Annotated in this window: 8 protein-coding genes; 6 read left to right on the forward strand and 2 right to left on the reverse strand. The window is 66.8% G+C overall.

Going from position 1 to position 12491, the window contains the following annotated elements:
• Positions 1-14: 14 nt before the first annotated feature.
• Positions 15-3254: an efflux RND transporter permease subunit gene (locus AC1DIQ_RS10645; protein ID WP_478049995.1), complete on the reverse strand. Its 3240-nt coding sequence runs from the start codon at positions 3252-3254 to the stop codon at positions 15-17.
• 88 nt (positions 3255-3342) lie between these two features.
• Positions 3343-4581 carry an efflux RND transporter periplasmic adaptor subunit gene (locus AC1DIQ_RS10650; protein ID WP_121040573.1) on the reverse strand — a complete coding sequence of 413 codons (1239 nt, stop codon included), beginning with the start codon at positions 4579-4581 and terminating at the stop codon, positions 3343-3345.
• 230 nt (positions 4582-4811) lie between these two features.
• Here AC1DIQ_RS10650 and AC1DIQ_RS10655 point away from each other — a divergent pair, with 230 nt between their 5' ends.
• The 6 genes from AC1DIQ_RS10655 to aceK all read left to right on the forward strand — a co-directional run bounded on the left by AC1DIQ_RS10655 (position 4812) and on the right by aceK (position 12401).
• The gene (locus tag AC1DIQ_RS10655) at positions 4812-6140 is read left to right on the forward strand and encodes a M20 family metallopeptidase (RefSeq protein WP_461769605.1); all 1329 of its coding nucleotides are present in this window, start codon (positions 4812-4814) and stop codon (positions 6138-6140) included.
• An 83-nt stretch (positions 6141-6223) separates the two neighbouring features.
• On the forward strand, positions 6224-7042 hold the full coding sequence (queF, locus tag AC1DIQ_RS10660) for an NADPH-dependent 7-cyano-7-deazaguanine reductase QueF (RefSeq protein ID WP_121040568.1): 819 nt from the start codon (positions 6224-6226) through the stop codon (positions 7040-7042).
• A 94-nt stretch (positions 7043-7136) separates the two neighbouring features.
• A complete protein-coding gene (locus AC1DIQ_RS10665) occupies positions 7137-7430 on the forward strand; it encodes a LysM peptidoglycan-binding domain-containing protein (RefSeq protein ID WP_121040566.1) in 294 nt (97 codons plus the stop codon).
• A 40-nt stretch (positions 7431-7470) separates the two neighbouring features.
• Entirely contained in the window at positions 7471-7974 is a 504-nt protein-coding gene (locus AC1DIQ_RS10670) for a hypothetical protein (RefSeq protein ID WP_121040564.1), read from the forward strand.
• Positions 7975-8279: 305 nt separating this feature from the next.
• Positions 8280-10505, forward strand: coding sequence for an NADP-dependent isocitrate dehydrogenase (locus AC1DIQ_RS10675; RefSeq protein ID WP_121040424.1), 2226 nt, complete (start codon positions 8280-8282; stop codon positions 10503-10505).
• Between the two features lie 183 nt (positions 10506-10688).
• Positions 10689-12401 carry a bifunctional isocitrate dehydrogenase kinase/phosphatase gene (gene aceK / locus AC1DIQ_RS10680; RefSeq protein WP_478049996.1) on the forward strand — a complete coding sequence of 571 codons (1713 nt, stop codon included), beginning with the start codon at positions 10689-10691 and terminating at the stop codon, positions 12399-12401.
• The last annotated feature ends 90 nt before the right edge of the window (positions 12402-12491 follow it).

Here is a 12491-nt window from a genome sequence, read left to right on the forward strand (position 1 = left end):
TGCGGTGCTCATCATCACGCCTGCGGCTCCTGCACCGGGCCATTGCCATGGCGCAGCGCACGCTTTTCGCGGCGCTGGCGCAGGCGCTCGGAGAAGCGCTCCATGTACAGGTAGATCACCGGCGTGGTGTACAGCGTCACCAGCTGCGAGAGCAGCAGGCCGCCGACGATGGCGATGCCCAGCGGGCGGCGCAGTTCCGAGCCGATGCCGGTGCCCAGCGCCAGCGGCAATGCGCCGAGCATCGCGGCAGCGGTGGTCATCATGATCGGGCGGAAGCGCAGCAGGCAGGCACGACGGATCGCTTCATGCGCGTTGGCACCGGTGCGCCGGGCCTCGATCGCGAAGTCGACCATCATGATGCCGTTCTTCTTGACGATGCCGATCAGCAGCACGATGCCGACGATGCCGTCCACCGACAATGGCAGCCCGCACACCATCAGCGCCAGCAGGGCGCCGACGCCGGCCGGGGGCAGGGTGGAGATGATGGTGAACGGATGGATGTAGCTCTCATACAGCACGCCCAGCACGATGTAGATCAGCACCAGCGAGGCCAGCAGCAGCCACACCACATCGGTCTGGCTGCCCGTGAACTCGGCGGCCTTGCCGATGAACTGCGCATGCACCTGCGAGGGCATGTCCAGGCCGGCCTTGGTCTCTTCGATCGCCTTGACCGCATCGGACAGGGAGTAGCCCGGCGCGATGTTGAACGACACCGTGACCGCGGGCAGCTGCTGCTGGTGGCTGACCACCAGCGGGGTACTGGTGACCTTGCCCTCGGCCAGCGCCGCCAGCGGGATGATGTTGCCGGCGCCGACCGGAATGCCGGTGTTCTGCGCGCCGATGCCGGTGGCGGTGGACGAGTTGGACGAGGTGACCTGGCCGAAGTTGGTGGCATTGCTGCCGGTCAGTGCGCCAGCGCCATTGGAGGCCACCGCCAGCTGGTTCATCAGCGCGGTGCTGGTACGGAACTCCGGGGCCACTTCCAGCACCACGCGGTACTGGTTGAGCTCGGTGAAGATGGTGGAGATCTGGCGCTGGCCGAAGGCGTCGTACAGGGTGTCGTCGATGGTCTGCATCGGCACGCCGAGCACGCTGGCCTTGTCGCGGTCGATGGTCAGCTCGAGCGCGCGGCCCTGGTTGGACAGGTTGTTGTCCACGTCGGCCAGTTCCGGCCGCTGGCGCAGCGCCTCGGTCAGGCGGGTGGCCTGCAGCGCGACCTGCGCGCTGTCCACGTCCGACAGCGAGTACTGGTACTCGGTCGCGGCCACGCGGGTATCCAGGGTGACGTCCTGCACCGGCTTGAGGTACAGCGCCACACCGGGAATGCCGGCGACGGCCTTCTGCAGCCGCGGCAGGATCTTGTCGAGCCCATCGCGGTCGCCGCGCTCCTTGAGCACGATCGACAACTGGCCCTGGTTGAGCGTGGGGTTCATGGTGCCGGCACCGATGAAGGCAGAGACACCGGTCACTGCCGGATCGCTGCGCAGCGCTTCGGCCACGGCCTTGGTGCGCTGCTCCATCTGCGGGAAGGCGATGTTCTGGTCGGCCTGCACCACGCCGGTGATCAGCCCGGTGTCCTGCTCGGGCAGCAGCCCCTTGGGGATCACGATGTACAGCACCACGGTCAGTACCAGTGCGCCGGCGGCGACGGCCAGGGTCAGCGGCTGGTGATCCAGCACCCAGTCCAGGCTGCGCTCGTACAGGCCGACGGTGCGCGACCACACGGTGGTCCTGCCCGCCGCGGCGGCGCGCTCGTGCGCATCCTCGCCTTCGGGCAGCGCATCGGGCTTGAGCAGGTAGGCGCACATCATCGGGGTGAGCGTCAGCGAGATCAGCATCGACAGCGTCACCGCGATGCTCAGCACCCAGGCGAATTCGTGGAACAGGCGGCCGGTGACGCCGGGCATCAGCAGCAGCGGCAGGAACACCGCCACCAGCGAGATGGTCAGCGAGAGCACGGTGAAGCCGATCTGCTGCGCGCCGATCTCGGCCGCTTCCGGCCCGCTCTTGCCCTGTTCGATGTAACGCACGATGTTCTCGATCATCACGATCGCATCGTCGACCACGAAGCCGGTGGCCACCACCAGCGCCATCAGCGAGAGGTTGTCCAGCGACATCCCGGCAAACGCCATCACACCGAAGGTGCCGGCCAGTGACAGCGGCACCGCCACCGAGGGGATGATGGTGGCCCACAAGCGGCGCAGGAACACGAAGATCACCGCGACCACCAGGCCGATGGTGAGGATCAGGGTGAACTGCACTTCATGCACCGAGGCGCGGATGGTCTCGGTGCGGTCGTTGAAGATGTCCAGGTGCACGTCGGCCGGCAGCACGTTCTGCAGCTGCGGCAGCAGCGCCCGGATGCGCTCCACGGTCTGCACGATATTCGCGCCCGGCTGGCGGCGCACTTCCAGCAGCACCGCCGGCTTGCCATCGGCCCACGCGGCCAGCTGGTCGTTCTCCACGCCGTCGATCACGTTGGCCACATCGGACAGGCGCACCGGGCGGCCGTTCTTGTAGCTGATGATGGTGTCGCGGTACTCGGCGGCGCTGGTCAGCTGGTCATTGGTGCCGATCGAGTAGGACTGGGTCTTGCCATTGAGCGAACCCTTGGGCGCGTTGACGTTGGCCTGGGTCAGCGCGCTGCGCAGTTCTTCCAGGGTCAGGCCCATGTTGGACAGCTGCGCCGGGTTGACCTGGATGCGCACGGCCGGGCGGACGTTGCCGGCGATGGACACCAGGCCCACGCCCTGCACCTGCGACAGGCGCTGGGCGAGGATGGAGTCGGCGTAGTTGTTGACGTCGCGCAACGGGCGCGTGTCGGAGGTGAGCTTGAGGGTAACGATCGCCGCGTCGGCCGGGTTCACCCGGTTGTAGACCGGCTGGTAGGGCAGCGAGGARGGCAGGGTGGCTTGGCGGATCGCGGCCTGCACATCCTGCGCGGCGATGTCGATGTCGCGGTCCATCGAGAACTGCAGGATGATCGTGGACAGCCCCGCCGACGAATCGGAGGTCATGATCTCCAGCCCGGATATCTGCCCGAACTGGCGCTCCAGCGGCGTGGTCACCAGCGAGGCCATGGTGACCGCGTTGGCACCGGGGTACTGGGTGGTCACCACCAGGCTGGGCGCATCGATCTCGGGCAGCGCCGACACCGGCAGCTGGCGGTAGCCGAGGATGCCGAGCAGCAGCAGGCCCGCCATCAGCAGCGAGGTGGCGATCGGGCGGCGGATGAAAATCGTCGAAAAGCCCACGGGCGGGTCCTTGCTGGTGCGTCGTGCTGCGTTGGATCAGGCAAACGCCGGCGCATGGGCCGGCGTCAGGAACGTGGGGCGGGCGCGATCAGCGCGGACCGCCACCGCGGCGTCCACCGCCACCCTGCTGCTGGGCGGCCTTGAGCTCGGCTTCGGTGGGTGCGGCCGGGGTTTCGCCCGGCTTGAGCGCGGTCACCTTGGCGCCTGGCTTGAGCCGGAACTGGCCTTCGCTCACGACACGCTCGCCGCCCTTCAGACCCTCGGTGATCTGCACCTGGCTGTCGCCGACTTCCACGCCGCTCTTCACCGTCTGCATGGCCACGGTGCTGTCCGGCTTGACGATGTAGACGTATTCGCCGTCCGGCCCGCGCATCACGGCCTGGGTCGGGATCACCACGCCGCCGGCGATGGTGCGCAGCTGCATGCGGACATTGACGAACTGGCCCGGCCACAGCGAGTTGTCTTCGTTGTCGAACAGGGCGCGCGCGCGGAAGGTGCCGCTGTCGCTGCTGATCTGGTTGTCCACCACATCCAGCTTTCCGCCGTCGGTAAGGACGTGCGCGTCGTTGCGGTCCAGTGCGGCGATGTCCACCGGGCCGGCGGCCTGGGCCTGGCGCACGGCCGGCAGCTGGCGCTCGGGCAGGTTGAACACGACATGGATCGGGTGGATCTGGGTCAGCGTCACCAACGCCGTGCCGGCGCTGACGATGTTGCCGGCGTCGACCGCACGGATACCGGCGATGCCGGAAATCGGGGCGGTCACGCGGGTGTACTGCAGCTGCACCTGGGCGGCGCGCATGCTGGCCTCGTTGGCGGCCACGGCACTTTCGAACTGGGCCACCTGGTTGCGCTGGGTATCCAGGTCGGTCTTGGCCACGTACTGGCGGTATTCGGCCGAATTGGAGCGCTGGTAGTTGGAGCGGGCGGTGGCGAGCTGGGCCTGGTTCTGGCGCTTGGCGGCCGCGGCTTCGTCGTAGCTGGCCTGCAGGGTGCGCGGATCGATCTGCGCGAGCAGGTCGCCCTTCTTCACTTCCTGGCCTTCCTTGAAGTTCAGGCTGATCAGCTGGCCGCCGACCTGCGGGCTGACGGTGACGGTGTTCATCGCCGCGACCGTGCCCAGTGCGCTGGCGTAGACCGGCACATCCTGGCGGACGGCATCGATCACCGTGACCGGGACCGGGCCGGCATTGGCCGGATCACCGCCCTGGCGCCCTTCGGCTGCCGGGCCGCCTGCATCCCCCTTCTTGCCGCCCATCAGGCGCATTCCGACCACGGCAACCACCAGCACTGCGACCACCAGCAGCACGATCTTCCAGAAACGCGACATTCAATAACTCCTGAGGGGGCTGGCGGAGGGCGGGGGCCCGGTTGGCTAGGCGCAAAGCATACTCGTCGCCCGTGGCCTTTCATGCATGACGGATGGGACGGGCGATCAGACCGGATGTGACGGGTGAGGTTCCTTGCATGAACGTTTGCCGGGGCAGAAAGTTACAGCGCGTCCGGCGCTGATGCCCTACATTCAGGTTCGACCGCCGTTCTGACCCGTGGAGACCTTCAATGCCCCGTCTGTCGCTGTTGATGTCCGCCCTGCTGCTGGCCGCCCCCGGCCTGGCTGCTGCCGCCCCCGCCGAACGCCCGGAAGTGGCCGCCGCCGCGACCCGCCTCAAGGCCCAGGTGATCGACTGGCGCCGCGACTTCCACCAGCACCCGGAGCTGTCCAATCGCGAAGAACGCACCTCGGCCAAGGTGACCGAGCGCCTGCGCGCGATGGGCCTGAAGCCGCAGACCGGCATCGCCCACCACGGCGTGGTGGCGATCATCAAGGGCGGCAAGCCCGGCCCCCGGATCGCCCTGCGCGCGGACATGGACGCGCTGCCGGTGACCGAGCAGACCGGCCTGCCGTTCGCCTCCAAGGCTACCAGCACCTACCGTGGTGAGACGGTCGGAGTGATGCACGCCTGCGGCCACGATGCCCATACCGCCACCCTGCTGGGCGTGGCCGATGCGCTGGTGAAGATGCGCGCGAACCTGCCCGGTGAGGTCATGCTGATCTTCCAGCCCGCCGAAGAGGGCGCGCCGCCGCCGGAAGAGGGCGGTGCGGCGATGATGCTCAAGGAAGGGCTGTTCAAGGACTTCAAGCCCGAAGCAGTGTTCGGCCTGCATGTGTTCTCCAGCGTGCCGGCCGGCCAGATCGCGGTGCGTGGCGGCCCGCTGATGGCGGCGTCGGATCGTTTCGGGATCAAGGTGATCGGCCGCCAGACCCATGGCTCGGCGCCGTGGAACGGGGTGGACCCGATCGTGGCCACCGCCGACCTGGTCGGCACCGCGCAGACCATCGTCAGCCGCCGTGCCAACCTCTCCAAGCAGCCGGCGGTGGTGACCTTCGGCGCGATCAAGGGCGGCATCCGCTACAACATCATTCCCGATGAAGTGGAGATGGTCGGCACCATCCGCACCTTCGACGAAGGCATGCGCCAGCAGATCTTCGCCGACCTGCGCAACGTGGCCGAGCACACCGCCGCCGCACACGGGGCCAAGGCGGAAACCGAGATCTACGAGTCCGAGGGCAACCCGGCCACGGTCAACGATCCGGCGCTGACCGCGCGGATGCTGCCGAGCCTGCAGGCCGTGGTGGGCGAGGGCAATGTGTACGAGCCGCCGCTGCAGATGGGGGCCGAGGACTTCTCGCTGTACGCCCAGCAGGTGCCGGGGATGTTCTTCTTCGTCGGCTCCACCAGCGAGGGGATCGATCCGGCCACGGCGCCGGCCAATCATTCGCCTAAGTTCCTGCTCGACGAAAAGGCGCTGGATGTGGGCCTGCGCGCGCTGCTGCAGGTGAGCCTGGATTATCTCAACGGGACGCCGGCTGTGCCTGCGGCGGGGTGAAACGACGGTAGGTCCCGGCCGTTGGCCGGGGCCCTTCGTTTTCGCCGCCGGACGCCGCGCGCCTACCGGCGTAAAATGGCGGCATGAATACCCCCCAGGACTCCAGCCTCGGTCGCGAGGTTGCTTACCCGTCGCAGTACGATCCCGGCCTGCTCTTCCCCATCCCGCGCCGCGGCGCCCGCGAGGAGATCGGCCTGGACGAAGCGGCGCTGCCGTTCGTCGGCCATGACCGCTGGCAGGCCTATGAGCTGAGCTGGCTGGACGGGCGCGGCAAGCCGCGTGTGGCCGTGGCCACGGTCAGCGTGCCGTGCACCTCGCCGAACCTGATCGAATCCAAGTCGTTCAAGCTGTATCTCAACTCGCTCAACAGCACGCGTTTCGAGGATGACGCGGCCGCGCGCCTGTGTATCACCCGCGATCTGTCGGCGTGTGCCGGGGCGGTGGTGACGGTGGTGCTCGGGGTGCCGCCGCTGGTGGAAGAGCCCGAGGGCGAGTCGCTGGACGAGCGCGAGGTGACCATTGAGCGCTACGGCCCGCCGGCCCCGGAGTTCCTGTTCGCCGATGCCGATGAGGTGGTCACCGAAACATTGAGTTCGGCCCTGCTCAAGTCCAACTGCCCGGTCACCGGCCAGCCGGACTGGGCCAGTGTCAGCGTGCGCTACCGCGGCCCGAAGATCGACCGCGACGGCCTGCTGAAATACCTGATCAGCTACCGCGAACACGCCGAGTTCCACGAGCAGTGCGTGGAGCGGATCTTCAGCGAGATCACCCAGCGCTGCCAGCCGCAGTGGCTGGAAGTGGAAGCGCGCTACACCCGCCGCGGTGGGCTGGACATCAACCCGTGGCGGGCCAGCCCGGGCATCGCCGCACCGGCGCGCACCGTCCGCGACCTGCGCCAGTAGGCGTTCCGCGCGTCTTCACATCCACGCCATGCCCCATTAACAAGGGCTGTGACACCGTGCCTCCCATGTCGTCAATCAAGACGGGAGTGTATGGATGAGTACCGATAAGAAAGTCGACTTTTCCGGTGTCAGCGCCAGCGTTGATACCACCGCGCAGAAAGTCGATCAGGTCGATTTCTCGGGCGTGACCTCCTCGGTGGATACCACTGCGGAAAAGGTCGGGGGCACCTACACGGTGCAGAAGGGCGATTCGCTCTCCAAGATCGCCAAGCAGGAACTGGGCGATGCCAATGCGTGGAAGCGCATCTTCGAGGCCAACCGCGATGTACTGGACGACCCGGACAAGATCCAACCGGGCCAGACCCTGAAACTGCCGCCCAAAGCCTGATCCGCTGTACTGCCCATCACCTACAAGGGAGCAACCTCACATGAAGAAGTCGTCCATCAGTACTGCCGTCCTCGCCGCGCTTCTGGCCACGGTGGCCCTGGCCGGCTGCAAGAAGAAAGAAGACACCGCTGACAACAACGCGCAGCCCGCTGCGATGACGCCGGCCGCCCCGGCGCCGATGACGGAAGCCGCGCCGCAGCCGATGACCGCTGCAGCAGGCGTGAACGTTTCGGCCGTTACCGTTGGCAAGACCGCCGCAGCCGACAAGACCGTCACCTCGGTCGCGCTGTTCGCGCCGAAAGACGACATCATCGTCTCGATCCGCACCGATGGCAGCGCCAACAACGCCAACGTGGCGGCCAAGCTGACCTTCCAGAACGGCCAGGTGGCCGGTGAGCAGAACCAGGTGGTGAATACCACCGGTGCTGAGACCACCAATATTTCCTTCAAGAATGCCAATGGCTGGCCGGCGGGCAAGTACCGCGCGGAAGTCATGGTAGATGGTAAGGCGGCTGGATCGCCGCAGGAGTTTGAGGTCAAGTAAGCCCAGACGCCGACTCTCTCCCGGCAACAGGCTCACGATGGACGCAGCCGCGAGGCTGCGTCTTTTTTATGGGCGCTTGCCGGACCACAGCGTTCCAGTACGTTTGCGTATGGGACGGCTTTGCTCCGGGGGGCTGAAAACGCGACAATGCAGGGGTTTCCCGCCGTGCGCGCCGTTGGTTGGCGCGGTCCCCGGGGAAAGTGCGGGCCAGGCTGTGCGAGGCCCTGCACGCGACACGGTTGCACGCGGCCCGGCATTGCCGTCGGCCATCATTCACGAGATCTGCAAGAGAGCCCTGATCCCCCATGTCGAACACGCCCAAGATTCTCTACACGCTCACCGATGAAGCCCCGTTCCTGGCCACGCAGTCGCTGCTGCCGATCGTCGAGGCCTACACCGCCACCGCCGGCATCGCCGTGGAAACCCGCGACATCTCGCTGTCCGGCCGCATCCTGGCCCTGTTCCCGGATTACCTGAAAGACGACCAGAAAGAAGCCGACCACCTGGCCGAACTGGGCCAGCTGGCGACCACCCCGGACGCCAACATCATCAAGCTGCCCAACATCAGCGCCTCGGTGCCGCAGCTGAAGGCCGCGATCAAGGAACTGCAGGACCAGGGCTTCGCACTGCCGAACTACCCGGACGTGCCGACCGACGACGTTTCGCGCGACATCAAGGCGCGCTACGACAAGGTCAAGGGCAGCGCGGTGAACCCGGTGCTGCGCGAAGGCAACTCCGATCGCCGCGCGCCGCTGTCGGTCAAGAACTACGCCCGCAAGCACCCGCATCGCATGGGCAAGTGGTCCAAAGACTGCAAGTCGCATGTCGCGCACATGGACGGCGGTGATTTCTACGGCAGCGAAAAGTCCGCCACGCTGGCCACTGCCGGCAGCCTGAAGATCGAACTGTTCAAGGCCGACGGCAGCAGCGTCGTGCTCAAGGAAAAGACCGCGGTCAAGGCCGGTGAGATCGTCGACGCCGCGGTGATGAGCCGCAATGCGCTGGCCTCGTTCGTGCAGGCGCAGATCGCCGATGCCAAGGCCAAGGGCGTGCTGTTCTCGCTGCACCTGAAGGCCACCATGATGAAGGTGTCCGACCCGATCATGTTCGGCGTGGTCGTCGAAGAGTTCTACAAGGACGTGCTGGCCAAGCACGCCGACGTGCTCAAGCAGGCTGGTTTCGATCCGAACAACGGCATCGGCGATCTGTTCGCGCGCCTGCCGCAGCTGCCCGAAGCGACCCAGGAAGCGATCAAGGCCGACCTGGCCGCCGAGTACGGCAAGCGCCCGGGCCTGGCCATGGTCAATTCGGACAAGGGCATCACCAACCTGCACGTGCCCAGCGATGTGATCGTCGATGCGTCGATGCCGGCGATGATCCGCGACTCCGGTGGCATGTGGAATGCCGACGGCAAGCTGCAGGACACCAAGGCCGTCATCCCCGACCGTTGCTATGCGGGTGTGTACCAGGCCGTGATCGATGACTGCCGCACCCACGGCGCCTTCGACCCGGCCACCATGGGCTCGGTGCCCAACGTCGGCCTGATGGCACAGAAGGCCGAGGAATACGGCTCGCACGACAAGACCTTCCAGATCCCGGCCGACGGCACCGTGCGCGTCACCGATGAGGCGGGCACCGTGGTGTTCGAGCACGCCGTGCAGACCGGCGACATCTGGCGCATGTGCCAGACCAAGGACGCCCCGATCCAGGATTGGGTGAAGCTGGCCGTCAACCGCGCCCGCCTGAGCGGCACCCCGGCGGTGTTCTGGCTGGATGCCGCCCGCGCGCACGATGCGCAGGTGATCGCCAAGGTCGAGACCTACCTGAAGGACCACGACACCAACGGCCTGGACATCCGCATCCTGGCGCCTGTGGATGCGACCGCCTTCTCGCTGGACCGCATCCGCAAGGGTGAGGACACCATCTCGGTGACCGGCAACGTCCTGCGCGATTACCTGACCGATCTGTTCCCGATCATGGAGCTGGGCACCAGCGCCAAGATGCTCTCCATCGTGCCGCTGATGGCCGGTGGTGGCCTGTTCGAGACCGGTGCCGGTGGTTCGGCGCCCAAGCACGTGCAGCAGTTCGTGGAAGAGGATTACCTGCGCTGGGATTCGCTGGGCGAGTTCCTCGCGCTGGCGGCCTCGCTGGAGCACCTGGGCAACCGCTACGACAACGCCGGCGCGACCGTGCTGGCCAAGACCCTTGACCAGGCCAACGGCCAGTTCCTGGACAACGACAAGTCGCCGTCGCGCAAGCTCGGTGGCATCGACAACCGCGGCAGCCACTTCTACATTGCGCTGTACTGGGCCCAGGCCCTGGCCGCGCAGGACGACGATGCCGCGCTGAAGGCCCGCTTCGCTCCACTGGCCAAGGCACTGGCCGACAACGAGCAGGCCATCGTGGGTGAACTGGCGGCGGTGCAGGGCAAGCCGGTCGACATCGGCGGTTACTACCGTCCGGACGTGGCCAAGGCCAGCGCCGCGATGCGTCCGAGCACCACCTTCAACAGCGCGCTGTCTGCGCTGTAACGAAGCGGTCCCGCGGCTGCGGTGATCGATGAAGAACCCGCGCTTCGGCGCGGGTTTTTTTGTGGGCGCCCGCTGGGCAAGCGCCCGGTCGCTGCCGTATGGTGGCAGCAGGTCCTGTGGAAGTGGATGTATGCACGGTCGCTGTTCCTGCCAGAGCCCTCCATGCCCCGCCGGGGCCGCCGCATGAGCGCAACGCCGCCCGGACTCGCGCGGTTGATCCGCGATGGGTTCGAGGATTACCACGCGCGCTTCGCGGCGATCTCGCGGCGTGCGCGGCAGCGCTTCGAACAGCGCGACTGGGCCGGTGCACGGCAGGACGCCGTGGAGCGCATCGCGCTGTATGACCAGTGCATCGCCGAGACCGTCGATACCCTGCGCCGCGCAGTCGGTGAGCATGTGGGCGAGCGCGCGCTGTGGCTGGAGGTTCGCGCGGCGTATGCCGCGCTGCTGGCCGGATTGATCGACGCCGAACTGTACAAGACGTTCTACAACACGCTGGCACGCCGGCTGTTCGCCACCCGCGGCGTGGACGGGGCGATCGAGTTCATGGCGATGGATGTCGAACCTTCCGACGCCATTACCCATCCCGTCGCGCGGCACAGCTATACCTTGTCCCCCACGCGCCCGGCCGATGCCTTCATGCGCGTACTGGGGGACTATCGCTTCGACGTGCCGTACGCGCACCAGCTGCGCTGCGCCGCCGCGATCGCAGTGCGCCTGCAGGACGATCTGGCGCACTGGGGCGACTACCCGGTGCGCAGCATTGAACTGCTCGACACCGTGTTCTATCGCGAGCGTCGCGCCTATCTGGTGGGGCGCGTATTCGGTGAGCATCGCTTCTCGCCCTGCGTGATCGCGCTGGTCCATGACGAGCGCGGCCTGCGCGTGGATGCGGTGTTGAGCCGGCGCCGTGACGTCGCGCATCTGTTCGGCGTCTCGCGCAGCTATTTCCAGGCCGATCTGGCCACGGTGGGCGATGCGGTGGTGTTCCTGCGCAGCCTGCTGCCGGGCAAGCCGGTCGATGAGATCTACACCGTGCTCGGGCGTGCCAAGCAGGGCAAGACCGAACGCTATCGCACGTTCTTCCGTCACTTCCACGAACAGCCCGGTGAGCAGCTGGTGCATGCCGACGGCACGCCCGGCATGGTCATGGCGGTGTTCACCCTGCCCAGCTATCCGCTGGTGTTCAAGCTGATCCGGGACCGTTTCGCGTGGCCGAAAACCATGACCCGGCACCAGGTCGAAGAAAAGTACGCCCTGGTGTTCACCCTGGACCGCGTCGGCCGGTTGCTTGATGCGCAGCCGTATCGGCACCTGCGCTTTCCGCGGGCGCGATTCTCCGCGGCGCTGCGCGAGGAGCTGCTGACCCAGTGTGCCAGCAGTGTGCGCGAGGAGGGCGACGAACTGGTGATCGCGCTGTGCTACGTGCAGCGGCGTTTCCGTCCGCTCAATCTGTACCTGCGCGAGCAGACCGCCGAGGCACGCCGTGTCGCCGCGCTCGATTACGCGCAGGCGATCACCGACATGGCGCGCAACAACATCTTTCCTGGCGATATGTTGCCGAAGAACTTTGGTGTGTCACGCCACGGGCGCGCGGTCTTCTACGACTACGACGAGCTGTGCCTGGTCACCGAGTGCAACTTCCGTGCGTGGCCGGCGCCGCGCAATGAGGAGGAAGCGCTGGCTGATGAACCGTGGTTCGAGATCGGCCCGCGTGACGTATTTGCGGAGCGGTTCTGGATGTTCATGGGGTTGCCGGCGCCCGAGCTGGCGGCCGTGCGCGAGCATTTCGGCCATCTGTTTGATCCCGTGTGGTGGCAACAGCTGCAGGCAGGTTTTGCCAGCGGTGATTTTCCGGACACGCCGCCGTATGCCGGGGCGCTGCGGCTGGCCTGATTGTCTGCAGGATCGCCACTGCGCGCCCGGACAGCGGCATGGGCGCTGGTGCTGATCCAGCGATGCGATTGGACACGGGATCAGCAGTCG

The sequence above is a fragment of the Stenotrophomonas sp. 05L413 genome (genome assembly GCF_056397945.1).